The sequence below is a fragment of the Pseudoalteromonas sp. SR45-1 genome (assembly GCF_014163655.1).
Taxonomy (GTDB): Bacteria; Pseudomonadota; Gammaproteobacteria; order Enterobacterales; family Alteromonadaceae; genus Pseudoalteromonas; species Pseudoalteromonas distincta.
The window spans coordinates 35,250-60,863 of sequence record NZ_JACJDR010000011.1; the positions used below are offsets into that span (position 1 = coordinate 35,250).

22 protein-coding genes are annotated in these 25,614 nt (G+C 39.4%); 2 read left to right on the top strand and 20 right to left on the bottom strand.

Annotation, left to right across the window (positions count from 1 at the left end):
- Positions 1-44 precede the first annotated feature (44 nt).
- The 8 genes from H5089_RS12415 to H5089_RS12450 all read right to left on the bottom strand — a co-directional run bounded on the left by H5089_RS12415 (position 45) and on the right by H5089_RS12450 (position 5,119).
- Positions 45-596 (bottom strand): hypothetical protein, encoded by a 552-nt coding sequence (locus tag H5089_RS12415; protein ID WP_182693008.1) that lies wholly within the window; start codon positions 594-596, stop codon positions 45-47.
- Between the two features lie 124 nt (positions 597-720).
- Positions 721-909 (bottom strand): hypothetical protein, encoded by a 189-nt coding sequence (locus tag H5089_RS12420; RefSeq protein ID WP_182712307.1) that lies wholly within the window; start codon positions 907-909, stop codon positions 721-723.
- Positions 910-1,028: 119 nt separating this feature from the next.
- Positions 1,029-1,616, bottom strand: a complete 588-nt coding sequence (locus H5089_RS12425; protein ID WP_182712308.1) for a M23 family metallopeptidase — start codon at positions 1,614-1,616, stop codon at positions 1,029-1,031.
- 123 nt (positions 1,617-1,739) lie between these two features.
- The gene (locus tag H5089_RS12430) at positions 1,740-2,165 is read right to left on the bottom strand and encodes a hypothetical protein (RefSeq protein ID WP_182712309.1); all 426 of its coding nucleotides are present in this window, start codon (positions 2,163-2,165) and stop codon (positions 1,740-1,742) included.
- Between the two features lie 74 nt (positions 2,166-2,239).
- Positions 2,240-2,743 (bottom strand): hypothetical protein, encoded by a 504-nt coding sequence (locus H5089_RS12435; RefSeq protein ID WP_182712310.1) that lies wholly within the window; start codon positions 2,741-2,743, stop codon positions 2,240-2,242.
- 522 nt (positions 2,744-3,265) lie between these two features.
- On the bottom strand, positions 3,266-4,117 hold the full coding sequence (locus H5089_RS12440; protein WP_182712311.1) for an HNH endonuclease signature motif containing protein: 852 nt from the start codon (positions 4,115-4,117) through the stop codon (positions 3,266-3,268).
- A 131-nt stretch (positions 4,118-4,248) separates the two neighbouring features.
- Positions 4,249-4,650 carry a hypothetical protein gene (locus H5089_RS12445; RefSeq protein ID WP_182712312.1) on the bottom strand — a complete coding sequence of 134 codons (402 nt, stop codon included), beginning with the start codon at positions 4,648-4,650 and terminating at the stop codon, positions 4,249-4,251.
- A gap of 121 nt (positions 4,651-4,771) precedes the next feature.
- On the bottom strand, positions 4,772-5,119 hold the full coding sequence (locus H5089_RS12450; protein ID WP_024597877.1) for a hypothetical protein: 348 nt from the start codon (positions 5,117-5,119) through the stop codon (positions 4,772-4,774).
- 243 nt (positions 5,120-5,362) lie between these two features.
- On the opposite strand from H5089_RS12450, the gene H5089_RS12455 reads away from it, so the two are divergent.
- Positions 5,363-6,331, top strand: coding sequence for an integron integrase (locus H5089_RS12455; protein WP_182695165.1), 969 nt, complete (start codon positions 5,363-5,365; stop codon positions 6,329-6,331).
- Between the two features lie 192 nt (positions 6,332-6,523).
- On the opposite strand, the gene H5089_RS12460 is transcribed toward H5089_RS12455, so the two are convergent.
- The 5 genes from H5089_RS12460 to H5089_RS12480 all read right to left on the bottom strand — a co-directional run bounded on the left by H5089_RS12460 (position 6,524) and on the right by H5089_RS12480 (position 15,894).
- Complete coding sequence (locus H5089_RS12460) at positions 6,524-8,779, bottom strand: acyl-CoA dehydrogenase (protein ID WP_182712313.1); 2,256 nt, start codon at positions 8,777-8,779, stop codon at positions 6,524-6,526.
- Between the two features lie 339 nt (positions 8,780-9,118).
- Positions 9,119-10,147: a zinc-binding dehydrogenase gene (locus H5089_RS12465; protein ID WP_182712314.1), complete on the bottom strand. Its 1,029-nt coding sequence runs from the start codon at positions 10,145-10,147 to the stop codon at positions 9,119-9,121.
- 10 nt (positions 10,148-10,157) lie between these two features.
- Positions 10,158-11,570, bottom strand: a complete 1,413-nt coding sequence (locus H5089_RS12470) for a TolC family protein (protein ID WP_182712315.1) — start codon at positions 11,568-11,570, stop codon at positions 10,158-10,160.
- Positions 11,563-14,715, bottom strand: coding sequence for an efflux RND transporter permease subunit (locus H5089_RS12475; protein ID WP_002958688.1), 3,153 nt, complete (start codon positions 14,713-14,715; stop codon positions 11,563-11,565). The genes H5089_RS12470 and H5089_RS12475 overlap by 8 nt, the downstream gene beginning before the upstream one ends.
- Positions 14,716-14,724: 9 nt before the next feature.
- Positions 14,725-15,894 carry an efflux RND transporter periplasmic adaptor subunit gene (locus H5089_RS12480; protein ID WP_024595653.1) on the bottom strand — a complete coding sequence of 390 codons (1,170 nt, stop codon included), beginning with the start codon at positions 15,892-15,894 and terminating at the stop codon, positions 14,725-14,727.
- A 119-nt stretch (positions 15,895-16,013) separates the two neighbouring features.
- On the opposite strand from H5089_RS12480, the gene H5089_RS12485 reads away from it, so the two are divergent.
- Positions 16,014-16,952: a LysR family transcriptional regulator gene (locus H5089_RS12485; protein ID WP_002958690.1), complete on the top strand. Its 939-nt coding sequence runs from the start codon at positions 16,014-16,016 to the stop codon at positions 16,950-16,952.
- Between the two features lie 10 nt (positions 16,953-16,962).
- On the opposite strand, the gene H5089_RS12490 is transcribed toward H5089_RS12485, so the two are convergent.
- From H5089_RS12490 to H5089_RS12520, 7 genes are all read right to left on the bottom strand, one after another.
- Positions 16,963-18,000 carry a GGDEF domain-containing protein gene (locus H5089_RS12490; protein ID WP_182712316.1) on the bottom strand — a complete coding sequence of 346 codons (1,038 nt, stop codon included), beginning with the start codon at positions 17,998-18,000 and terminating at the stop codon, positions 16,963-16,965.
- Positions 18,001-18,147: 147 nt separating this feature from the next.
- Complete coding sequence (gene moaA, locus H5089_RS12495; RefSeq protein ID WP_024595548.1) at positions 18,148-19,119, bottom strand: GTP 3',8-cyclase MoaA; 972 nt, start codon at positions 19,117-19,119, stop codon at positions 18,148-18,150.
- A 184-nt stretch (positions 19,120-19,303) separates the two neighbouring features.
- Positions 19,304-21,595, bottom strand: a complete 2,292-nt coding sequence (locus tag H5089_RS12500; protein WP_182712317.1) for a xanthine dehydrogenase family protein molybdopterin-binding subunit — start codon at positions 21,593-21,595, stop codon at positions 19,304-19,306.
- 12 nt (positions 21,596-21,607) lie between these two features.
- A complete protein-coding gene (locus H5089_RS12505) occupies positions 21,608-22,096 on the bottom strand; it encodes a (2Fe-2S)-binding protein (RefSeq protein ID WP_007582016.1) in 489 nt (162 codons plus the stop codon).
- 199 nt (positions 22,097-22,295) lie between these two features.
- A complete protein-coding gene (locus H5089_RS12510; protein ID WP_182695170.1) occupies positions 22,296-22,889 on the bottom strand; it encodes a nucleotidyltransferase family protein in 594 nt (197 codons plus the stop codon).
- Positions 22,883-23,911: an XdhC family protein gene (locus H5089_RS12515; protein ID WP_182712318.1), complete on the bottom strand. Its 1,029-nt coding sequence runs from the start codon at positions 23,909-23,911 to the stop codon at positions 22,883-22,885. The genes H5089_RS12510 and H5089_RS12515 overlap by 7 nt, the downstream gene beginning before the upstream one ends.
- A gap of 84 nt (positions 23,912-23,995) precedes the next feature.
- Complete coding sequence (locus H5089_RS12520; protein ID WP_182712319.1) at positions 23,996-24,859, bottom strand: DUF6279 family lipoprotein; 864 nt, start codon at positions 24,857-24,859, stop codon at positions 23,996-23,998.
- Between the last annotated feature and the right edge of the window lie 755 nt (positions 24,860-25,614).

Sequence of the window (25,614 nt, forward strand, 5' to 3'; positions counted from 1 at the left end):
AGTTTCTCCAGAATTTCACGATTCTTCCTTGGTTACATAACGCGCTAATCAGTCGAGCCGTTGTTTGGCGTCGGCTGCATTTGCTTGTTAGCTTGAATATACTCTAGTCCCATTTCTTTTTTGCATATATCTCCGCTCTCAAACTTTTCATCAGAATAAAATAGTGCACCAATTATCTTATTATTTGTTGGGTTAAAAGACACACTTAACGAATCAACTCCCTTAGCTTCATTGCGATTGATTTTTAAAGTCAAAGAGGTTTGGTTTTCTGTGCGTTGCATTTTAACGTGTGTAACAGAAGAAACTTGGTAAAAAGCAGGATACAGAATTAAGGAAGAACTGAACGCGTTAATTAAGGCTTGTTTATCATTCCACTCTGGAATTGATTTCTTATACCTTTCCATTGCAGTTAAGTAATCATGATATTCATCTATTCGATCAGCAGAGTGATAACTTTTTGATAGGTTCTTAACGTCATAAATATAATTATTGATTTGAATAAGCTCATCACTTGAGCATACGTTAGCGAAACTCCCAGCTGTGAAAGTCGAACTTAGTAGCAATACTAAATGACTAAGTTTCATATTTGAAAACATACGCCTCCCTTCAAGCTAACGCTTACATAAGCGGAAAATTATAGTTGGCTAAAATTTTGAGGAACGAAAAAGAGCCAACTGTAAATTTTCCGTTTGATGTTCTTGTTAGTTGCAAATAGTCAATTTAACCTTTGTCTACTTTTTGCTTTTTCTTGAGAGAAAAACCAAATACTGCACCTACCGCCATACCAAAAAGAACACCTAATAAAATATTCTGGATGATAATTCCTATTGCAACACCTATTGATATGCCAATAGCTAAACCAAACTTTATCGGGTTTTTTACCGCACCTGTTTTATTCCAATTACTCATCAGAGTTCCCTTTGCAACTAACGCCGTTTTAAGCGGCAAATTACAGTTGGCTAAAATAAGTGAGGCACGAACAAAAAGCCAACTGTAATTTGTCCGACTTGAAAACCCTTGTTAGGCATTTACTTTTTCATTAACCCACGGTCTTTTAATTCTATTGTTTTTTGATCAAACTGGATCTGCATCGGAATCAAGTCTTTCCATGCTGCGATATGTATATGTGGATTACGTGCCCAGCCATTATTCCCGACTTTTGCTACAATATCTCCAGCTTTAACTTTATCTCCGACCTGCACTGTAACGTCTTTAATATGTGCATATGATATTTTCGTACCATCTGATTTTTCAAATGTAATTGAGCTCGCGATCCCTGGAGTTTGAATACCTGGTTGATTAGTAATAGGGTTAATGTGCACTTTTTCTACAGTGCAGTCGCAAGGTGCCAAAACCTGCTTATTATATCCAAACCAATCTTCATTCTTATGACCTTTGCCTGTAAATGGCTGAATAAAATATCGGTCATCTTCTCCCGTGAATTCTTGGATAATACAGTCTGTACCTCGAGCATCTCTAACCCGACCATTGAACTGTCCTTCCCAATGCTCTACACAAGCAAATGTTTCATAATGAGGTGCATGTATTTTGACTAAGTTTTCTGCATTTACAGTTAGCGAGGTAAAAAAAGTGATTAAGAGTAGTAAAGTTTTCAAATGAGCTCCTTGATGCCTAACTTTTAAATAAGGGGCGCAGGCATGTGGGCTAAAATCCGAACGAAGTGAGCAGCCCACATGTTTGTGTCCCAGCCCGCGCAGCGGGCGAACTTAATTTTTTTGTTATACGTTTGATTGAACAAAAAACTGCCTCATGCCAGTGCTATAGAACACATAGTACGCCCAAACAGCTATTATTGCCCCACCTATTACAACCCCAGTTAAAGAATAAAAAGACATGAAGGCAATAATAGATGCCCAGTATAAAAAAGTACCAACACGGCCAGCCCAGTGTTTACTCACTGAAGCAAAGCAAATTGCAATGATTAGTATGCTAAATAACAGAAAGCCGGGCGCCATACCTGTTAACCAAAATTCTTGATAAGTAAGGCTGCACCCATTCAACGAATACTCTCCGTTTGGCCAAGGCCAGAAAGCAAAAAGCACTATCAGTGAATATGTAATTGAGTTGAGCATATGCTGAAACCGGAATAACTTTGGCATCCCTTTCGTTTCTTTGAATACTCTCATGAATTTATTAAAAATCATCCTGATGCCTGTTCGACGTATAACGCCCAATTCAAGCGACGCCGTAGGCGGTCGCTTGGAATTGCTTGTTAGCACTATTCTTTTAACAAGGACGATGAAAGTAGGGTTTTAGCTCCGGCGACCATGTAGTCAGTATCTTCGGAAAACGGTGAGGCAATAACCCAATATGATATCCTTTTTCCAACTACTAGGTTATACATCTGTGTTGTTATATCTCCCTCGCTTATCCAACTTAACACTTTAAATGATATTTCATTATTTGATGCTCCCGAATAAACGCCTTCGGAGAGGACTGTTAACTTTCGATCATCAGCCCCTTTCTTTAGCTCCTTCAGCATTCCCTCCCAGTATTTTTTACTTTTCTTTCCTCCGGGCTGTTGATCGACCAGTATCAGATAGCGTAATTCCTCACCCTTCCAACCGTGAACTAGTTTCTCTACGGGGTCATAATCAGGAAAAACCTGAAACGTAACATCAATACCCGATGGGTCAACTTCTAGTGTTTTCCCAATTTTCCATGACTCAGACCAAGCTGAGACTGAAAAAACAAGGGCTGTAATTATCAATAGGATTTTCATTACTACTCCTGGTTAAGATTTATGAGGTGCTAACGCTTACATAAGCGGAAAATTATAGTTGGCTATAATGTTTGAGGAACGAAAAACAGCCAACTGTAATTTTTCCGTTTAATGTTCTTGTTATGTAACACTATGACCAATTTACTCCTTCCATAAACGTTTTATAAGAAGCTAACGCTTTGTATAGTGATAATTTTAGCCGTCTCTTCTTAAATAAAACATGATAAATAAATACAGGAAAAATCATAAATATAATAATAAATAATTGTGCAACTAAAGCTATGATTGTAAATTGCCTATGACCAACAAAATAAAAAATCAATGCTACAACATTTATAATACAAAAAATCCAAAATGAAAACTTGGCATTCCTTTGTAATTCAGTTGATATAGATTCAGGTTCAGACTTCACAAAACTTTCCGTGTTACATAACGCCGTTTTAAGCGGCGAGTAATAGCTTGCTAAAATGTGAAACGAAGTGGAAGCGAGCAAGCTGTTACGAGTCCGTCTTGAAAACCTTGTTAGCTGCTTTTTAGATTAGACTGAAACATAGCTGTACTAATTGCTCCTGGATGAAATCCAACTTCTTCACAAGTGTAAACCTCAATTGATATGTTTCTTGAACAGTCCTCTACACCTTTTCTCGTGAGGTTCAAATAGTCACCGCTAGCCATTCTTTCTCTACCTACTATAACAAGTAAAACGCCTCTTGCTTGACGCCCAGTTAAAAGCTCGTAGAGTTCAACTTTCTTTTCAACCCAGCTACCATAAACAGGTGCATCCATATATGGTTTTCTAAAATATTGTACTTCAATGATTATATCTTCTGGTAAATCATCATCTTGACGTAAGGCGTCTAGCATGAGCTTAGAGTCACCTTTTACATATTCCACTTGATGCTCAAAATACAGATTATGACTTTTTTCATAATGAGCAATAGCTACATGGTAAAGAGCAAAGTTTAAAATCTCGAAACGTTTAGGAGCTAATCTTTTTATATGTTCATCAACAGGTTGGCTATCTGTTGGCTCTGAGATAGGTTGACTATTTTTTTGCCCTTGTACTAACTCTTTAAGCTCTTCTATTTTATCAATGATTTGTGAATCATGATTGTCACTCAGTAACTTTTTATATTCCCTTAGAGCCTTTCTATCAATAACTTTTGCATGAGCCATTTTGTGATGTTTATCACACAATAGTACTAAATTTTCTAAAGTATTATTTTCACGATTTTCATCAATATGATGAATTTCTAGATAAGTATGCTCAGCACACCCTTTTATAGCGCAGGTATGACCTGATTCTACATTTACAGCTCGCCTTAAATCAGCTGAAATTGTAGGGCGAGGCTCGTCATAAGTGCTTTTAGACATAATTAAATAATTTCTCCAGAGCAGCGAAGGCAGCTAACTTTTAAATAAGGGGCGCAGGCGCGTGGGCTATAATGCGAAGCAGCATACGTGTATGCGTCCCAGCGAACGAAGTGAGTGACTTAATTTTTTTGTTAGGTGCGTGCATATAACTGCCTCAGTTTTCTAAACGAAAAAGAACCTATTAGGCCAAACACACACCCACCAAAAAATTGAATGATTGCTGCTTGGCCATAATCTGGAACGACTGCTGATGCATTTACCTCTGACGTTAACCAAAAAACAAGCATGCAAAAAGGCGCGAGTAAGCCAATAAATCCTGCACACATTAGACTGTAGCTTAATACAATTTTGTGAAAGTTTACCTTTGGGTCTTGGTGCGAAGAAAGATATGACCAACCCAATAATGCAAGGAGTAAAACAGGCACAATGTAAGGTGAAATAGGATGGGTTTCTTTAGGTAGCGGAATATAGATAAAGTCCAAAAATGTTATTCCAGAACAAATAGCAATTAATCCATAATTGAAATGTCTCAAGCTTCCTCCAAAGCACCTAACGCTTTGCTAAGGGGCAATTGACTGTTGGCTAAACTTGCGCGAAGCGCCAAGCCAACTGTTAATTGTCCCAGTGAGTTTACGAACGAACTTGAGCAACTTGTTATAAGCCATTAGTTGCCACTCTTTGCCCGCAATGGATACAAACAATTGAACCAGAAAACCAGCGCCAAACAACTTTATCCCAGCTACCACTTGATGCTGGATGAGGCTTTTTAAAACCTTGAACAGTTAAACATTTATCGCAATGTGGGCAACGGTTAAAAAATGCCAAAACAATATGAATTAAAACTGTGCAAAAGAATGCCCCAAACAAATAAACTAAATGACTAGCACTAGCGTTAGGTTCAGAAAACATTTTCCCATAAGCCAGAGATACAAAGAAAACTATTAAAAGTGTCCACGCTGCAAACACGCTTAACACATCAAGTTTTCCAATTATCGATTTCATCACCGAACTTCCTTTGGCTTATAACAATTTAATAGTGCGCTCATCGCGCATATTTCTGCCAACGATACGCTCATGTATTTTATAAATCATTTTTACCAAATAACTTAACACATTGCTATATATAATTTTTATTAGCATTCAAACTCTCAATAAAAGACAAAATGCGCTCGCCGCTCATTTTCTTGAATATGTGTGCATCACAACTATACTGTATATAAAAACAGCACTATTGTTGGTAATAGTATGAAAACACGTTCCCCATTTTTAAATTACATAGCTGAATATATGCTAGTTCGTCAATATTCATTACGCACCGTCGATACCTACCTAAGATGGATTGCATCTTATATCCATTTTCATAATAAACGCCATCCCGCCTCAATGGGGGACAATGAAGTCGAACGCTACTTAGAACATTTAGTGTTAAAGCAAAACGTTGCACCACGTACGCAAGCCACCGCACTCAATTCATTGTCATTTTTATACAAGCACATAATAAAAAAAGAACTCTCATTAAATTTAAATTTTGCCCGTAGTAAAAAACAAGCAAAGCTCCCTGTAGTGATGACCCCAGAGGAAGTTAAAATGTTGATGGCTCATTTAAATAAGCGCTATTATTTAATTGCAGCCCTTATGTATGGAAGTGGCTTAAGAGTAATGGAAGCGGTGCAATTAAGAGTAAAAGATATTGATTTTGATTATAAATGCATTCAAGTATGGAATGGAAAAGGTAATAAACACCGCATTGTTACGCTGGCCACAGAGCTAATTCCTATGCTGAGAAATCAAATTTTGAACGTTGATGACTATTTAAAACTGGATTTAAATAATACGGAATATTCTGGCGTATGGATGCCATATGCTTTAACAAAAAAATATCCAAGTGCCGCAAAATCGCTTGCGTGGCAATATTTATTTCCTTCTCATATATTAAGTTCAGATCCTCAAAGTGGTGAAATAAGGCGACATCATTTTCATCACTCTTGTATTAGAAAAGAGATTAAAAAAGCCGTCCAAAAATCAGGGTTAACAAAAATAATAACACCTCATACATTGAGACACTCTTTTGCTACTCATCTACTGCAAAGTGGCGCCGATATAAGAACTGTTCAAGCTCAGCTTGGCCATTCTGATGTTAAAACTACACAAATTTATACCCATGTACTACAGCAAGGTGCTAACGGGGTTGTTAGCCCTTTTTCAAGATTATAAGCGTCTCTTTTTAATCCTCTACAGATACATATTCACTTTCAAACCAATACCGTCATCTATTTCTACTTTAAATAACACATAAAAAAGCCCCGCTTGTTTTTACACAAGCGGGGCCCCACACTAATTATTTACTCAAAAATAAAAGCGCCGATACTGCGGGCGCTTTGCATCATTGAATTTAATTACTTTAACTTACTGATTAACTACGCTTTTAAGCGGGTTAATCGGCTGTGCGTTATCATCTAGTATGTTCATATCAAAATCGAACTCATCTACACGAATCGCCTTTTCACGTTTGATGTTGTAATCAATTAACTGAACGTGTTCAGCTTGGGTAATTACGTTCGCCGCTAGTGCGTTATCAAGCGTAATGTTAAAACGCGCACCTGGTTTAATTACTTTAGCACGTAGTGCTTTTTTAACTTTAGCCAGCTCGCCAAGTGATGCCATTTTAGCTTTGTAAGCTTGCTCATTAATATGATGGCCATCGCCCAGTACTGGTTTAACTAAATGCGTGATTTGCGCTTTAAATGCGGTATCTAGCTGAGCTTGCTTAGCTAGTTCGCGGATTAAATCGTCGCTAATTTTTGGCATTTTAGTTGAGTAGTTCATTGTAATGAAACGAATAAACTTACGTGTACCACTTGCAGGGAAGTTATCTAAAAACTTATGCAATGCTTCTTCAGCACTTTGTAGTGCAAAACGAGTCGCGTAATGGAAATACGGCGCTGCTTGCTCACGGTCACTACTTGATACTTTTTGCTCGTAGTATTTAATTGATGCCATAGCTGCATATAAGAAGCTCATTACATCACCTAAACGTGCCGATAGCATTTCTGCTTGCTTTAACTTACCGCCAAGTACAAGTAACGAAAAGTCTGCGTACACTGCAAGTTTTGCAGATAATTTATGTACTGCTTTTTCGTAGTCACGTACTTCTGGTAATTCAGAATTAGCACTTGCTGTAAATGGTAAAACACCTAAGCGCAAAGCACGTAAGCTGTTTGCTGTGCTGTAGCCAATTGTTTTACGTAAAATGCCGTTAAATTCTTTATCTGCGCCTTTGTCTTCACTGTGAATTGACTCAACCATAGATTGTAAATATGGGTGACAACGCATAACACCTTGACCAAAGATCATTAGGTTACGTGTAAGAATGTTCGCGCCTTCTACCGTAATGGCAATCGGCTGAGCAACATAACCACTTGCTAATGTATTTTGTGGACCGTTTTGAATCGCTTTACCCGCTTGAATATCCATTGCAGAATCAAGTACGTCGCGACCAAGCTCTGTCATATGGTATTTAGCGATTGCGGTTACTACTGATGGTTTTAAACCCATGCCTAAGCCTTCAGTTGTAAGTACGCGCATTGCTTCTTGTAGGTATGTTTTACCTGCAATGTCAGCTAGTTTTTCTTGAATACCTTCAAACTGGCCAATGGCTAAACCAAACTGTTCACGCACTGCTGCATATTCAGATGCTGATTTAAATGCAACTTGTGCTGTACTAACACCTAGCGCAGGTAATGAAATACCACGGCCAGCACCTAAACAGCTAACCAGCATTTGCCAACCACGACCGATGTTTTTCTGTCCACCAATAACAAAATCCATTGGTACAAATACTTTGTTACCACGTGTAGTACCGTTGTAAAAACGAATACCCATTGGGTCGTGGCGATTACCAAGCTCTACACCTGGGTGCTCTTTAGGAATAAGTGCACAGGTAATACCTAGGTTTTCTTTACCACCTAGCAGACCATCAGGGTCAACTACTTTAAATGCTAAACCAAGTACGGTAGCAATAGGCGCAAGTGTAATGTAGCGCTTGTCCCAGGTAATTTCTAAACCAAGGACTTCTTCGCCGTTGTACATACCTTTAGTTACTTTACCAACATCAGGAATACCACCTGCATCAGAACCCGCTTCTGGACTTGTTAATGCAAAACATGGAATATCTGTACCATTTGCTAGGCGTGGTAAGTAATGTGCTTGTTGTTCTTGCGTACCAAAGTGAAGTAATAACTCACCTGGCCCTAGCGAGTTAGGAACCATTACGGTTACCGCAACTGCTGAGCTTTTAGTCGCAATTGTGCCAACAATGGTAGAGTTTGCATAAGGGCTAAACTCTAAACCACCAAACGACTTAGGAATGATAAGCGAGAAAAAACGCTCTTTTTTCAAAAATTCTAAGATGTCATTTGGTAAATGAATGCCGTTTTGAATCACTGAATCGTCAATCATGCCCAATAACTCTTTTACTGGACCGTCTAAGAATGCTTGCTCGTCTGCGCTTAATGTAGCAGCAGGTACGTCGCGAAGTGCACTGAAATCAGGTTTACCTTGGTAGATAGAACCTTCAAGCCATACATCACCCGCGTCTAGCGCTTCTTGTTCTGTGATAGAAATACTTGGTAATACTTTTTTTAGTTTTGTACGTAAACTCATGATTGAACTCATCCGACCAGCTAAATAATACCTACATTACGTCATAAAAAATCGTTTAGATCAATTACTCTATTCAATTAATTAACAGTTTTTTCAATTTATTTTCTTTACCTGAACGTAAACTGTTGAAACACAAAGGCTTACAGTTGTACGCTGAAAAAAAGTATTTTGACTAAAATGATGAATAAAACAGCAAAAGCGCTAGCGCTGTATCTATTTTTTGATGGGCATAAAAAAACGCAGCACAAATAGGCTACGTTTTTATTCAATTTATAGAGGCTACATTATCAGTTAATCTAGCTAAAACTACCTAAATTTAAATCAAATTGTATAAGCGCTTCAGTTAGCAACTTTAACAATTTGCTTGCCGGTAAAACCACCAGCAAGTTGTTTATTAAGCGCTTGCGATACTGACTCAGCACTAAAATCTATGGGCGTTATTTCTGGGTGTTTAATGTCCCCACTAACAGCTCCTTCAAGTAACAGGTTGCCCATAAAGCTCAAGCGTTGTTGTGCACATAAACTATTAGCAAGCCATGCACCACCAATCGATACAACGCTAATATTTGGCGCTCGGTGATACATTAAGTCTTGATCAAAATAAGGTAGCGGATTTAAGCAGGCAATACGTCCGCAAAAACGCATTAACTCAATATTACGCTGAGTACACTTACCACCTATCGTATCAATAACCGCATCAAAGCCTTGCGGACCAAGTTCTCTGCGGATTTTTTCGCATAGCTTTTTATCGCTATAGTCAAAAACCACATCAGCGCCTAGCTGCTTAACCAATTTATGGTTACGCTTTGATGCGGTGGTAAATACATCTGCACCACGCTGTTTTGCATATTGAATAGCAAACTGCCCTACCGCTCCGGCTCCGCCTTCAATAAAAATAGTATCGCCTTCACTAATGCCTATTTTATCTAAGCTGATAAGTGCTGCCATACCGGCGCATGGAAGTGTTGCTGCTATGGCCGGATTTAAACCGCTTGGCACAACCGACACTGCAAAGTTAGGTACTTTGGTGTATTCGCTCAAAGCACCTTGCTCACCAATGTTGGCATGCCACATAACCCGCTGGCCAACATTTGGAAACACACCTTTATTAGCTTTAACCACAACACCTACAGCATCTAAGCCTAAAATGTGTGGATACTGCCATTTACAAAAGCCTGTTTTAGCAAATTGACCATCAACTGGATTTAAACCAACGTACTCTACTTTTACAAGCAGCTCGTTATCTGCACAGTCTGGAACAGGCAGCTCAGCATCTGCTAAGTCAATTGCTTCATTTGGTTCTGGCAGTACAATAGCGCGCATCGTTTGCGGGATAATGTATTCATGTAAATTTTCAGTATTTGGCATCAATATAACTCTACTTATTAGTGTCGTTTAACGCATAACTCCATTGGCCATTAAATGACTGGTAAGCATTTACTTTGGCAAGCAGTGAAGAAATTGTTGTTTCAACAGCATTTTCTTGTGCTATTAAAACATCCTGACGCGCATCTAACAACTCAAGGTAAGGAATTTGGCCTTCTTCATACATTGCTTGGGCTTGTAAAAATGCTTTATTAGCAAAGTCATAGCGCTCATCTGCAAAGCGTTTTTGCTGTGCCTGATTGACCAACAATTGCAGTGAAAGTTCACTTTCACTTAGTGCAGTTAATACCACTTGTTGATAATCGCTGTATGCGGCTTCACTTAAAAACTGCTGCGCGTCGCGCTGTGCTAATAATGCTGGGTAACTTAATAACGACCATTGTAACTGCGGCGCTACTTGCCACTGCTGATCAGTATTTTTTAAGCCTGTGCTGTCTATACTCACAACCCCTGCAAATGCAGATAAGCTAATATCTGGTAATAACGCTTTGCTAGCTGCAACACTTAAACTATTTGCTTGGCTAAAGTCAAACAGTGCACGGCTAATATCAGGACGTAAGGCAATGGCATTATTAGCGTTTTTTAATGCTACGCTAAAGTCACGTTCAAGCACGCCTTGCTCGTTTTCAATAGCAATATTTTGCGCTAACTTACCGCTTAGTACTGCAAGAGCAGATAAATCGCTGTATTTTGCATACTCAATGGCAGGCATGAGTGCTTGTTGCTGCCTAAGCTGCGCCATCGTACGGTTTAAATCAAGCTCGTTTGCAACACCTTCGTCAACACGGGCTTGAAGAACGTCAATACTTTGCTCAAGCGCTTCAATTTGAAGTGCTACAATGTGTTGTTTTTCAACATTGCCTTGATAACTTACAAAGCCTTTAACAACTGACGATACTACTTCAATTTGCAGTAAACGTACTTGCTCTGCTTGGCTCATGGCCGATGCATTTGCAGCATCAACCAACGCCGTTATGCGACCAAATAAATCTAGTTGCCAATCAAGTGCAACGTTTGCACTTGATTGACGGTCAAACACGCTTGGTGCATCGCTTCGAGCTGCGCCAACATTTACGCCACCTTGTGGTAGGTATTGAGCTTTTTGCTCTCCTAATCGCGCTAATGCACTTTTAAGTGTTAACTGGCTTGTTTGCAAATTATAGTTATTTGCAAGCGAACCAGTAACAAGATCATTTAGTTGATCAGAATTAAGCTTTTTCCACCAGTTTGTTTCATCAGCAACGCTAACGTTACTCGCAATATTAGCTTTAGCAACAAATTCGTTAACGGCTTTTTGCTCACTCATGGTGTCTATTTTACTCGCACACCCGGCTAAAAACGCAGCGACTAATACCGCACTGACAGTTAGACTTGTTTTAAGCCTTTTTTGCATTAATTTAGTCATGAGTATTCTCCTGCGCTTTCTCTTTTTTGTTAGTCACTAACATATAAAATACCGGCGTAAACAATAGACCAAACACGGTTACACCTATCATGCCTGAGAATACGGCGTTACCCATTGCGTGTCGCATTTCGGCGCCCGCACCGGTGGCAAGTACTAACGGTACAACACCTGCTGTAAATGCAATCGACGTCATTAATATTGGGCGCAAGCGCATACGACATGCCTCAAGTATTGCCTCTAAGTGCGATAAGCCTGAGTCGTGTCTATCTTTTGCAAACTCAACCATCAATATTGCATTTTTAGAAGCCAACGCGACCAGTACTATTAACGCTATTTGGGTGAATATGTTGTTGTCAGAGCCGACAAACCACACACCTAACAAGGCTGAGAAAATAGTCATTGGTACAATTAATATAATTGCCAGTGGTAAACGTAAGCTCTCGTACTGCGCTGCAAGTACCATAAATACAAGTAATACAACTAACGGGAATACATAAACCATGGTGTTACCGGCAAGTACTTGTTGGTACGTTACTTCAGTCCACTCATATTCAATACCTGTTGGTAGTGTGTCTGCGAGTACTTTTTCAATAGCAACTTGTGCTTGATCAGAGCTATAACCTGGCGCTGGGCTACCATTTAGTTCTGCACTTGGGTATCCGTTGTAATGCATAACACGGTCAGGACCAATTGTTGGTGTTACTGTTAATACAGAGCCTAGTGGCACCATATTACCTGAGCGGTTTCGTACTTTTAAATTAAGTATTTGATCAGGGTCTAAGCGGTAGTCAGCATCAGCCTGTGCATTTACTTGGTACGTACGACCAAACATATTAAAGTCATTTACGTACACAGAGCCTAAGTAAATTTGCAGTGCATTAAATACTTCATCAAGTGGAATACCTTGAATAAGCGCTTGCTCACGGTCAATATCAATATCCATTTGTGGAACTTGGATACGGAAACTTGAGTACAGGCCCATTAATGCTGGGTCTTGTTGCGCTTTACCAATAACGGCTTGCAGGCTATTAAATAGTGCCTCAAATCCTTTATTAGCTCTGTCTTCTATTTGCAGTTTAAAACCACCTGTAGTGCCCAAACCTTGAATTGGCGGCGGTGGAAATACCGCTACAAATGCCTCATCAATTGCAGCAAAACGTTTATTCAACTGCGCCGCTATCGCCATCGCTGATTGGCTTGGGTCGGTACGTTTATCAAAGCTCTCAAGTGGTGTAAATACAATGCCGCTGTTAGGGCTATTTGTAAAACCGTTCACTGATAAGCCAGGAAAAGCAACAGTATGTGCAACGCCTGGGACTTCTAATGCAATTTGCTGCATTTGAGCAAGTACATCTTCAGTACGATCAAGGCTTGATGCGTCAGGTAACTGCGCAATAGCCACTAAATACTGTTTATCTTGCTGTGGAATAAAGCCACCTGGTACGGTATCAAATAACTTAATTGTGCCGCCAACAAGTGCAATGTAAGCCACCATTACAACAACGGTCATACGAATTAGTTTTTGTACCAGCTTTTCGTAACCTTTTGCACCACGATTAAATACGCGGTTAAATGGTTTAAACAACCAACGACCAAACAATTTATTAAGTAAACGCGTGAACGCATCTGGTTTTGCATCGTGCGATTTCAATAACAATGCAGCAAGTGCAGGCGATAACGTTAATGAGTTAAACGCTGAGATAATCGTCGAAATTGTAATTGTAAGTGCAAATTGCTTATAAAACTGACCTGATAAACCGGTAATAAACGCAGTAGGAATAAATACGGCACTTAGTACTAGCGCAATGGCAATAATAGGGCCTGTTACTTCGCTCATTGCAACGCGGGTTGCTTCAAGTGGCGATAAGCCTTTTTCAATATTACGCTCTACATTTTCAACAACTACAATCGCATCATCTACAACTATACCTATGGCCAATACTAAGCCAAACAACGACAAGGTATTAATTGATACACCTAACCACTGCATTACGGCAAATGTACCAATAAGTGAAATAGGCACAGCAATTAACGGAATAATAGATGCACGCCACGTTTGTAAAAATACAATAACAACAATAACTACCAGTACAATTGCTTCAAGCAACGTTGCAATTACCGCGTCAATTGAGCCGCGAACAAATACCGTAGGGTCGTACACAATGTCGTATTCAACACCAGTAGGGAAATCTTTAGATAAGCGCGCCATTGTTTCGCGTACTTGATCAGAAAGCTCAATAGCGTTTGAACCTGGGCGTTGGAATATTGGCATTGCAAGAGCTGGTTGGTTATCAAGCTCTGCACGCAGTGCGTAAGTGTCTTGACCTAGATCAACACGGGCTATATCAGATAAACGCGTTAACTGACCTTCGTCGCCTACTTTAATAATAACTTGTTCAAATTCTTCAATACTGTTTAAACGACCTTTAACGTTTAACAATATTTGAAATTGACTGTCGTTTGAAATTGGTTGCGCACCTAAGCTACCTGCAGCAACTTGCTGGTTTTGCGAGCGAAGTGCTGTTACTACATCTGTTGCTGTTAATTCGCGTGCAGCAAGTGCATCTGGGTTTAGCCATACTCGCATTGAGTATTTGCCAGCACCAAACATGCGAATATCACCTACGCCTGGTAAGCGCGCAATTTCATCTTTAATGTTTAAATCAGCATAGTTAGATAAGTAAGCTGTGTCGTGCGTTTTTTCAGGTGAGTATAAATGCACTACCATGGTTAAATCGGGTGATGACTTTTCAGCCACAACACCTAAACGCTGTACTTCTTCTGGCAAACGCGGAAGTGCACTGTTTACACGGTTTTGTACTTGTACTTGAGCACGGTCTAAATCGGTACCTAACGCAAAAGTTACCGTTAATGTCATACGGCCATCACTAGTACCTTGCGAAAACATATATAGCATGTTTTCAGTGCCGTTAATTTCTTGCTCCAGCGGTGTTGCCACTGTTTGCGCAATAACGGTAGGGTTAGCACCTGGGTAGTTGGCGGTAACAACAACTGTTGGAGGAACTACTTCTGGGTATTCACTTACTGGTAATTGGAATAGTGATATGCCACCAGCAATTAAAATAACCAATGACAGCATGGCCGCAAATATTGGACGCTGTATAAAGAAATGCGAAAATTTCATCAATAAACCTTATTGCTTAGCCACGAGTTGTGCGTTGTCGTTTGACAATGTAAATGCCACACCGCTTGTATCAATTGTTACTGTTTGAGGAGAGATTGGCATACCAGGACCTACGCGAGCAGGACCATTTACAGCAATTACATCACCTTCGTTAAGGCCTGAAGTAACCGCACGTAATGCACCGTAACGCTCACCAATAGTAATTAGTTTGTATTCAAGTACGTTGTTTTCGCCAACGGTTAGTACAAAGCGATTTTTTAAGTCAGTACCAATTGCACGTTCTGGGATAATAATAGCGTCGCTAATAGAGTTGGCTGCAAGCTTAATACGTGCAAACGAGCCTGCGCGTAATTGGTTGTTGTCTTCATTAAATACTGCACGTACGCGTAATGTACCCGTTGATGAATTAATTTGGTTATCGATAAAGTTAATGTAGCCTTTATATGCAAAATCACTTTGACCGACTTTTTGCATTACAACAGTTTGGTGGCTCGCAGCAGTAACATCATTGAAAGAGCTATTCCATGTGCGTTCATCAACATCAAAATAAGCGTACATAGCTTGGTTTGAAACAATTGACGTTAATACGCTTTGACCCGCAAGTACGTTATTACCTTTGGTAATATTTGCGCGAGAAATAATGCCATCAATTGGTGATACTACTGACGTAAATTCTAAATCAAGTTCTGCTGAGGTAAGTTGTGCTTGAAGTGCAGAAAGCTGTGCTTCGCGTTGGCGCAGTGTTGAAGTACGCGCTTGTGCTTGCTCAGTTGAGATTGCCTTACGGTCTAATAAGCGTACCGCACGTTTGTCTTCACTTTTAGCTTGTTCAAGTGCGGCTTCTGCACTTTTAATTTGTGCTTTTAAGCTTGCAACAACCGCTGCAAATGGGCGAGCATCTAATTGAAATAAAACATCGCCTTCTTTAACCACGTCGCCTTCTTTAAATTCAATGCTATCGATGATTCCTGATACACGCGGCATTAAAGCAACTTCTTGTGGAGACTCTAAACGAGTTGTATATGTGTGCCAGCTCTGTACCGGCTTAACAAGCACCTGTGCTACATCAATTGGTTGAAGTTGCTGTGCAGGTGCTGATTGAGCTGTGCTCTCATCAGCACAACCCGCAAGTGTTAAAGATGCCGCAGTAAGTGCAGCAGCAATTAGATGTTTGTTCATGAAGACGCTCCATTATTGATTAGCCTCGTATAATACGGATTAAACCCGTGTGTAAAAACCATAGATTTTTAAATTCATTAATGCCAAAATGGCATCAATAGATTAGTTAAGGTGTAATAATGGATACAACAAGTCGACTTTTAATGTTACTTGAAGTAGTTGAGCAAGGCTCTTTTGCTAAAGCTGCAGAAATACGCAACATAGATCGCTCTGTTATATCTAAACAAATTAGCCGTTTAGAGGATGAGTTAGGCGTTAGGTTACTTAACCGAACTACCCGTTCATTTTCGCTCACAGCGGCGGGCGCCGAAATGATCAAAAAAGCAGCTGAGCTTAGAGAGCTGCTCGGCGAAACCGTGCGCATGGCTGAAAACTACCATTTAGAGCCGCGCGGCGTTTTAAAAATCACTTCATCAACACTTATTGGTCGTCGTTATTTACAACCTGTGCTTAATGATTTTCAAAAACGCTTTCCGCAAGTAGAAGTCGAGCTGCGTTTAGACGACAGATTAGTTGATATTGTCTCTGAAGGATTTGATTTGGCTTTTCGTGTAGGAGAGCCTAAAGACTCGTCACTTATCGCACGTAAAATAGCGCGTAATCGATTATTAATTTTAGCTGCGCCACAGTTTATTGAAACTTATGGTATGCCAAAGACAATGGAAGAGTTAGCGAAATTGCCAGCAGCAAGCTATGCCAGTAATTCTATTCGAGTAGAAGCTATAGATTACTACGATAGTAAAGGTGAGCGCTGCGAGCAAAAAATAAAAAGTGTGTTTAGGGCAAATGATGCAGAATCATTGTTAATGAAAACATTGTCGGGCACCACTTACTTTGTTGCCCCTGCATTTATTATTGGTGATGAAATAATACAAGGTAAGCTAGTGCCTTTATTAACCGATGTAAAACTGATGGAGTTTAGCGCTATGTATGCCGTATATCCGCATCGAGATTTACCAGTAAGAACCCGATTATTTTTTGATGCTGTACGCGAGCATTTAGGAAAAGATAAACCGATTTGGGAAAACGGGATCCCTAACTTTGAACAAATGTACTAAGTAGCACGACTTACGCAACGACTGCCTGGTAATCATTTTCTTTTTTAAACTTACAATACACTTTATTGCGACCAAATTGCTTTGCTTTGTATAACTGTTTATCAGCTTGATTTACAAAGCTTTCCAATGAATTGGTACTTTTAAATTTTGCGACACCAATACTGGTTGTAACATTGATTGCAAGGCCGTCAATGTCAAATGTGGTATTTTCAAAACGTGCTCTTATTTGTTCAGCGGTATTAAGTGCAGTCTCTTCATTTGCAAAAGAGCTAAATAAAGCAAACTCTTCACCGCCTACTCTAAATACATACCCTCTACCAAGCACAACCCTTAGTAAAGTGGCCACTTCGATAAGTACTTGGTCACCGACACCATGGCCATGCTCATCATTTATCTGCTTAAAAAAGTCTAAATCGAGTAAAAACAAATATAACTGTGACTTATCTTGTAGTTCAACTTCAAAGTAGTGGTTCATTGAAAGGCGATTGCCTGCACCCGTTAGTGGGTCAAGTAACGCTAAATTTTTAAGTCGCCTTGAAAAATGTGAGCGGCTCCCTTCAAAAACATGAGAAATCGCCCAAATACTTAAATAAGCACAGAGTAGATTAAGAGATAAGTTAAAAGTTTCAAAGGGGGCAAGTGTAGACTTACTCCCTAAAATAAACACTTGGATAACTAATAAATTTGCAGAGAAAATTACACCATATTGTTTACCTAGTAACAGGTAGTACAAAATAGGTAATGCAAACGACCATACAAACACACCATTACTAGGCGTTGCTAAGGATGTACCTATAATAATAATTAACGTTACCAGTGCACACATTATTAAGGATTGCCAAAACTGTAGTGGACGGCGTTTAAGTGAAATATAAGTAAATATACAATAAATAGAAAAACAGATTTCGATATAGCCTAGCAATGGAAAGTTATTTACAGTTAAATTAAATCCCGCAAATCCAACCGATAAAACACCAAAACAAAGGCACATTCCTCTTAGAACGTCCTTTCTTAATGATTTAGTGCTATTAAGGGCTGCGATATCCATTCTAATCACTTAATAAAAATAAAAAGTAAGTTTAACGTGAAAATACAATTTAACAAGCTTTGTTGCTCTAAAACCATGTAAACACACCCTTTTATTGGTGATTTAGGGACACGTTTGATGTTTTTGTTTACAAATTAGCTCTAACAATTAACCACCTAACATAGATAAATTAGTGGTGATGCCCGTATTACCTTGATGCAAAAGATGAGTTGGCTTCTTAGTTTTAATATAACGAGATAACAATGCCATTAATTCACTGTTTGAACTGTCGTTCATATATTCTCTTAGCGAAATACCCTCTTCAGAAAACAAACACAAGTGCAGATTTCCTTTTGCTGTAACCCTTAGTCGATTACAGGTACTACAAAAATCATTGCTGTAAGGCATTATTAAACCAATTCTGCCTTGATAATCAGGGTGGGCAAACTCTTGAGCAGGACCTGCTGATGCACTACGCGCAACTTGCTGCCAACCCGTTTGTAATAGCTGAGTTTTTAAAACTTGCCCAGAAACATGGTTAGCATCAAAAAAGGCTTTGTTGTCGTTTGTTTGCATCAATTCTATAAAGCGGATGGTAACGGGGCGGTGTTTAACCCAATTTAAAAATGTATCAAACTCTTTTGCGTTGTATTGCTTCATCAGCACGCTGTTTATTTTTACCGAATCAATACCCGTTTCAAGCGCAGTATCAATACCTTTCATTACTGAGGTAAATTTGTCATGCCCAGTAATGGTGTTAAACATGCGCGAATCTAAACTATCAATGCTTACATTAATGGCGTTTAAGCCTACATCTACCCAGTCATGAATATTCTTATGAAGAGAAAAACCATTGGTGGTCATTGCAATTTTTTTTATGCCCGCAACATCTTTTGCCGCGCGAACAACATCTATAAAGTCTTTTCTAAGGGTTGGCTCTCCGCCAGTGATCCTTACTTTTTCAATACCATGGTGTGCAAACGCTTTAAGCGTATTGCTAATTTCATCAATTGTGAGGAAGCCACGGTCGTGACCGCCCTGATAACCATCTGGTAAACAATAAACACACTTAAAATTACATACATCCGTAATAGACAAACGTAAGTAACTAAACTCTCGCCCTGTTGGGTCGATTAGCATAAATAAACCTTAACTAATATCAACACGTAATAACAACCTAATACCAATTTGCACTAATACTTAATCGTTTAATTAAGCAAACTGGTATAAACAACGCTACCTATTGATACATAAATAATAATTACATAAATATATTTAATAACTAAAGGGGCTGCATAAAGCATACCCCTTAGTTATTTTTGTTTTACGCTTCTAAGCCTTTTTTAAGTTCGCTTGGCTTCATTGGTAGGTCACGTAAACGCACGCCTACAGCATTAAACACTGCATTACCAATAGCAGGAGCAACTCCTATCACGCCAGGCTCACCTAAACCAACTGGAAACTCATCGCTTTGTAAAAACTCGATGTCCATATCTGGCACATCTTGCATTCTTAGCGGTAAATAAGTATTAAAGTTAGTCGCAGATACTTGCCCATCTTTATACGTATTTGATTCATGCAATGCAAGGCTGCTGCCCCATAGTAACGACCCTTCAATTTGCGCCAGTGCGCCATCTGGGTGAACTATTAAGCCCGCATCTACAACAACATAAAGCTTTTTAAGCGTTATTTTACCACTATCACGGTTAACGTGAACATGCGCTGCGGTTGCAAGCCATGCTGGCATGGTACGTTCTTGCCCTGAGCTTACAGAAAAACCAATGCCTTCGTCTTTCGCTAATTTTACAGAAGCTACTTTGTCAGACACCGTTTTAAGCACATTACGTAAGCGCAGTGCTCCGCCAACGCTCTCAGGTGCTTTACCCGCTTGCTTGCCTTTACCATCTAACATTTCAATTCTAAATTGAACAGGATCTTTGCCTTGCTTATGGGCAATTTCATCAATAAACGACTCAAGACTCCATGCAATCCAACCTGGCCCTACTGAACGTAACCAACCTGGATTAAAGGTGCTTTGTGCAACTTTGTTATTAATAGCGCGTGCACGATGACTGCTCATGCTATACCAATGATCAGCGCCTGATGCCGAAAATGCATCAAATTTACCTTTGCCATCAACACCCGGTGATAAAAACCCTGGTGCCATAGCTTTAGTAGGCCAACCAGCAGCAAATGCATGTTCCATTCCTGTGAAGGTACCATTTTTATCAAACGACGCCGTCATTTTTGCAGCAGATGCAGAACGAGACTGATCGAATAAACTATCGTCTGCTCGTGTAAATACCAGTTTTACTGGTTTACCTACTGCTTTTGCAGTTAGAGCCGCAGGTACAGTCCAATCACCAAATAATCGACGACCAAAACCACCACCTAAATAATAAGGACGAATAATTACTTTGTTTTGTTCTATATCGAGTGCTTTAGCAAGCGCTGGTAACGTAAGTGACTGCCACTGGTTACCTGTATGAATAATCCAATTTCCGTCTTTAAACTCTGCAACCGCATTTAATGGCTCTAGCTGATAATGACTCGCTGTCGCTGTGGTATACATTGATTCTAACGACTCACTAGCGTCTGCTTGAGTTTTCTTTATATCGCCTTCATCAACAAACAAAGTACCCGAGTCGCGTTGCTCGCATAATCGCTTACCTTCTTTTTGAATATCAGCTTCAGATATATTTGCCGACTCACCCTTTTTATAACTCACCTTTAAAGCATCTACTGCTTTAATGGCACTTGGGTAACTATCAGCTAATACAACAACCCAGCCTTGAACTGTGTTACTAGGGTCATTTAAAATTTCATAGCCTTTGTAACCTTTAATTGCTTTTGCTGCACTATCATCAACGTTTGTTACTGTACTGCCATAACGAGTTGGTGGAATAACTGGACGCGCGTACAGCATGCCTTCAACTTCTACATCTATCCCATATACTGCTGTACCATTTGTTTTGGCTGGTATATCAAGCGCTTTAAAATCTTGTTTAAGCCCAGTTAAATGACGTTTATTAGCAGGTTTTAGTGGAAGGTTTGCAACTTCATCGCTAGTAAATGTACGATTAAATTCGCCCTTTTTAACTATGTCTGCGTAACTAACCGATTTTTCGCCTGCAATAATATAGCCCTTTTCAGCACGACATTTATCTGCAGGCACGCCGAGCAATTTAGCTCCAGCTTCTATTAATGCAATTCGACCCGCAGCGCCGGCTTGGGATAATGGCTTAAAGCTTTGAAATACAGACCATGAACCACCCGTTACCATAAAGCCCCATTTTTCATGAGTATCTACGTAGGTAATTGATACTTTATCCCAATCACATTCAAGTTCATCAGCCACAATCCGCGCAAGAGCAGTACCGATATGTTGACCCATTTCAGCTTTTGCAATACTTACTTCTACAGCGCCGTCGGTGCTCATAGTCCACCAAATGGTGGGTGAAAAAGCTTGTTGCGCAATTGATTCTTTTGCACTGAGCGAACCCGAAAATAACGCAGGGGCAAACGCCATGACTAAGCCTGCGCTAGCAGTGCCAATCATAAACGAGCGACGATTTAAGTTAACGGTTTCGCTATTTTTTTGAAATAATTTTTTCATTATCGGCTCCAGTTAAGCGTCTTGTGCATTTGGATCAAATATATTTACTACACTTTGTGACTCATCTGCAGCGCGTTGAATAGCAGTTTTAATACGTTTATAAGCCATACAGCGACAGTAGTTACCATTCATATGGCTTACTATCTCTTCATCTGAAGGACTTGGGTTAGCTGCCAGTAATGTAGCCGCTTGCATTATTTGCCCAGACTGACAATAACCGCACTGTGGTACTTGCTCTTCAACCCATGCTTTTTGAAGTGGGTGTTCGTTATTAAGCCCTTCAATTGTGGTAATGTTTTTTCCTGCAATAGCGCCAATTGGTAAAACACAGGAGCGAGTTGCTTGCCCATCTAAATGCACCGTACACGCACCACACATTGCAATACCGCAACCAAACTTCGTACCTTTTAATCCAATTTCATCGCGAATAACCCATAATAATGGTGTATCTTCACTTGCGTGTGATTCAACCACCTTGCCATTAATTGTAAACGTCACCATAGCTTGCCCCTTGATTAAGCTTTATAACCTGCGTTTAAATTGTTTAATTTAAACGCAGGTTATAACAGTTAAGATTGTTGTAACTACTAATCCATAACACATATAGTTACCGCATCAGCTACATTAACAGCTTAATACCATAACCACTGCACTAAAGCGTTAGCGCAGCTAAAAATTATTTTGCCCTACGACTACTTTTTCACTCATTTTTAGCTATAAAATTACTTAGCTGCTTTTGAGTATCTATATCTACACTCGCACTACTTAAACTAATTGTATTAACGACCTCACTGCTGGAACGCAGTAATTGCTGCGCACCTCTATCTGAAGTTAAGCTTGCAAGCTGAGATAAATCAACCGCTGGGAATATAGCGGGTACACCTAAACGCTCGCCATAGTTTGCGCACCAGCGCGATGGATTACGTTTAAAACCAGTAACTAGCTCACTTAAGTGCGCTACTTTTAGCTCAACCTGATCCGCAAGCATAAATAAAATCCCATCAAAGGACTTATTTTTAAACACAGTTTGAGAAGCTGTCGCGATTGAATTACCCAAACCTTGGCTCCATTGCTTGTTCTCAATCAGCTCTATGCTTTGATAACCTGCCAGTGCCTGCGCTACTTCTTTATGCCATGCCCCGGTAACTACATACACGGGCGTGTCATCAAGTGCTTGAAGTGTATTTACAGCATGCTCAATCATTGTTTTGCCAAAGCCAATATCAGCTGTTAATTTACAGCCGTTAAAGCGAGATGATTGACCTGCGGCTAAAACAACTTTTGCAATTAGCACGGCTCTTGCCCCCAATGACTTAGTGATTGGGCATCTTTATCACACAGCACTGCATGTATTTCGCTGATCAGCGATAGTGCAATACTCTCTGGCGAGTCGCCGCCTAAATTTAAACCGACAGGCCCAAAAACAGGAGACTTAATTTGTGAAACACGCGTATTTGCGTGCTCTAAAACTTGTTCACGTCTGTGCTTAGGACCCAATAATCCTATATATTTAAACGGAACATCTTTAAATTGAGCCAACGTACTGGCGTCAAGTTCAACGCTGTGAGCCATTAAAATAGTCGCATCGACTTTATGAGTTATGCAATATTCTTTTAACTCACTCGGTGTGATGCGCAAAATAGCATCTGCATTTTTAAAATATTGTCTTTTTGCATTAGCCGCGCGTGTATCCCATACAGTTACACTCCAACCAAGTTGTTTTGCAAATGTATAAACCGGAACTGCATCTGCGCCGCCACCTACTATTAATAGATGGGGCGGTGGATAAATAGAGGTTTGCAAGCACGTAGCGCCTTGTAATTCTACCAATTGCGCTTTGCGGTTCATTGATAAACCATGCAACTCATCATTTTGCGTCAATATACCACTACCGGCTGGCAAAATGGGGCTTACTTGTTGAAGATATCGCCCTGGTTTATTCTCATTAAGTGCTTTAGATACAAGCTCTAGCTGTAAATAGTCATTAGCCTTATGAATAGGCTGCAGTAAAATGTGTACTATGCCCCCACAACCAATGCCAAGTTGAAATGTTAAATCGTCTTCATCGGTAGCATCATAACTAATGGTTTTACTGCTTAAAGTACTCATTACTTGTTTAGCATGGCGCTGTATGTCAGCTTCTAAACAGCCACCCGAAAGCATCCCTAAGCGCTCGCCTAGGCTCGAAATAAGCATCATAGCACCTAGCTTTCTGTAGCTAGAGCCTTCAATTTTGTACAAAGTAGCTAAAACCCATTCTTGGTTGTCCCTGTTGGGATACCAAGTGTTTAAGATACTTTTCAAATCTGTAACCATATATTGCCCTTTAAAAAGCATTTTTGCGTTTAAAAACAAATCAGCCTAAACAGCTAATTTAAAACTTAATAATTCACGCACAATTTAGTTTTTTATTATATCGTTTAAGGTCTCAATTAACTCATCAAATTGATCATTAACGCTTTGGCGTTGTTTATCATTTAAGGTTGAGTTTAATTCGTAGAGTAAATTTATATATAAATCTAAGTTTGCTTCATTGGTTTTCAATAGTGCGTCGCTCATATATAGTTCGCGCTCTTTAATAACTGTACTCAACTGATTTATAAATTCTTTTTTTGTAATTTTAGCATTTGTAAATACCTGTTTGGCCGCATTCAAACGGGTTTGCTTGTACTCTAACCACAGCGCTCCTGAGTCTTGATGTTGCTCATTAGTTGATTTAATCAGCGCTTTTTGTTGTTTATTTAGCTTGCCTATCCACTGCTCGTAATATTCAAATTGCTCTTCCAAACGCTCACCTTTTCGCTCAAGCGGGGTTTGTTCGTTAAACTCTTCACGTTCGTCGTTAATTTTTATTTGAATATTGTTTAAAAGCTCTTCTCTTTGCTCACTTGATAAGGTTGCCCCAAGCTCAGCTAAAGGCATGTGCGCGTATTCAAGTAGGTTTTGCCAATGCTTTTTAGCAAAAACCACCTGCTCTTTTAACTGATCGGTGCTTAGCGTGCTGTTAAAAAGTGACTTAATGTTTTGAATATCTTGTTTGTAGGCTGGTAGCTGCGTACTTCTGTGCCAGGCTTGGGTCGTGTTAATAATCTGTTTGAGCTGCTTATTTTGTGTTTTATTTAAATCAATATAATCATCTACCCAAAATGACGAAAGCCAGCTCAAGTTGTTATAAGTGAATGAGGCTGAACAGCTACACAAAAATACCATGCTGATAGCAAAGCATGCATTTATCACTTTTTTAGCTTTAAGATTATTAAGCATCACTTTCCTTATTTAAAATTTTATACTCATGAAAATCTTATTTGATAATAATTATCATTAAGTATTGACTTGCGCGGTAATCTAACTAATAATCATTATCAGAAACAAAGTGTACCGACCTCAGTGCCTATGGAAGGATATTCAGCAAGGATGCTGACACATTAAAAGAAGAACGTGCCGCTTCGTGTTATTGCTTACTCGACCCAAGTTATAACATCAAATATCACATTTACTTGCTACATTGCTCATATTAGTGACGGTTAATATGACTCAAAAAAGCCCTAACGGGCTTTTTTTATATCTTTAAATTTTCTATAAAATCTGTATCTTACACTTCTTAAACTCATTTACTTACCTTGAAAATCCACCGCGCTGTTATTTACATTTTATACGCACGATCTTATAAGGTACCGCCTTGCGTTTACACTAAAGCTGGCGTAAAACATAACAGTAGACACCCTTTTTTGCATCTATTTATAGTAACCGATTTAGTCTTTACATAAATGTATTGGGTATTAAACGTTTATAATGTGCAAATAGTGCAAAAATTTAATAAATTAGCATTTAACTATGGCCTGTTGACCTTTTAGGATTAAATCTGTTCTATCTAGGCGCTATTTAATCGCCGCGCGAAGTTTGTAACTTAGTAAGCTCATTAAAAAACCGAGCAACAAAGAGCAAACCGCCTCAAGGGCGAGCCTAAATAGCAGTGGATGTTTAATCTAAAAAATGTACTGGCCCTAAAATCTATCGAA

Excerpts from the sequence above, each read along its gene's own strand:
- H5089_RS12485 (WP_002958690.1), top strand. The coding sequence starts at position 16,014 with ATGGATACAACAAGTCGACTTTTAATGTTACTTGAAGTAGTTGAGCAA.
- H5089_RS12475 (WP_002958688.1), bottom strand. The coding sequence starts at position 14,715 with ATGAAATTTTCGCATTTCTTTATACAGCGTCCAATATTTGCGGCCATG.
- H5089_RS12520 (WP_182712319.1), bottom strand. The coding sequence starts at position 24,859 with ATGCTTAATAATCTTAAAGCTAAAAAAGTGATAAATGCATGCTTTGCT.
- H5089_RS12440 (WP_182712311.1), bottom strand. The coding sequence starts at position 4,117 with ATGTCTAAAAGCACTTATGACGAGCCTCGCCCTACAATTTCAGCTGAT.
- H5089_RS12435 (WP_182712310.1), bottom strand. The coding sequence starts at position 2,743 with ATGAAAATCCTATTGATAATTACAGCCCTTGTTTTTTCAGTCTCAGCT.
- H5089_RS12420 (WP_182712307.1), bottom strand. The coding sequence starts at position 909 with ATGAGTAATTGGAATAAAACAGGTGCGGTAAAAAACCCGATAAAGTTT.
- H5089_RS12465 (WP_182712314.1), bottom strand. The coding sequence starts at position 10,147 with ATGCCAAATACTGAAAATTTACATGAATACATTATCCCGCAAACGATG.
- H5089_RS12505 (WP_007582016.1), bottom strand. The coding sequence starts at position 22,096 with ATGGTGACGTTTACAATTAATGGCAAGGTGGTTGAATCACACGCAAGT.
- moaA (WP_024595548.1), bottom strand. The coding sequence starts at position 19,119 with ATGCTAATCGACCCAACAGGGCGAGAGTTTAGTTACTTACGTTTGTCT.
- H5089_RS12515 (WP_182712318.1), bottom strand. The coding sequence starts at position 23,911 with ATGGTTACAGATTTGAAAAGTATCTTAAACACTTGGTATCCCAACAGG.
- H5089_RS12460 (WP_182712313.1), bottom strand. The coding sequence starts at position 8,779 with ATGAGTTTACGTACAAAACTAAAAAAAGTATTACCAAGTATTTCTATC.
- H5089_RS12415 (WP_182693008.1), bottom strand. The coding sequence starts at position 596 with ATGTTTTCAAATATGAAACTTAGTCATTTAGTATTGCTACTAAGTTCG.
- H5089_RS12480 (WP_024595653.1), bottom strand. The coding sequence starts at position 15,894 with ATGAACAAACATCTAATTGCTGCTGCACTTACTGCGGCATCTTTAACA.
- H5089_RS12430 (WP_182712309.1), bottom strand. The coding sequence starts at position 2,165 with ATGATTTTTAATAAATTCATGAGAGTATTCAAAGAAACGAAAGGGATG.
- H5089_RS12450 (WP_024597877.1), bottom strand. The coding sequence starts at position 5,119 with ATGAAATCGATAATTGGAAAACTTGATGTGTTAAGCGTGTTTGCAGCG.
- H5089_RS12490 (WP_182712316.1), bottom strand. The coding sequence starts at position 18,000 with ATGGATATCGCAGCCCTTAATAGCACTAAATCATTAAGAAAGGACGTT.
- H5089_RS12470 (WP_182712315.1), bottom strand. The coding sequence starts at position 11,570 with ATGACTAAATTAATGCAAAAAAGGCTTAAAACAAGTCTAACTGTCAGT.
- H5089_RS12500 (WP_182712317.1), bottom strand. The coding sequence starts at position 21,595 with ATGAAAAAATTATTTCAAAAAAATAGCGAAACCGTTAACTTAAATCGT.
- H5089_RS12455 (WP_182695165.1), top strand. The coding sequence starts at position 5,363 with ATGAAAACACGTTCCCCATTTTTAAATTACATAGCTGAATATATGCTA.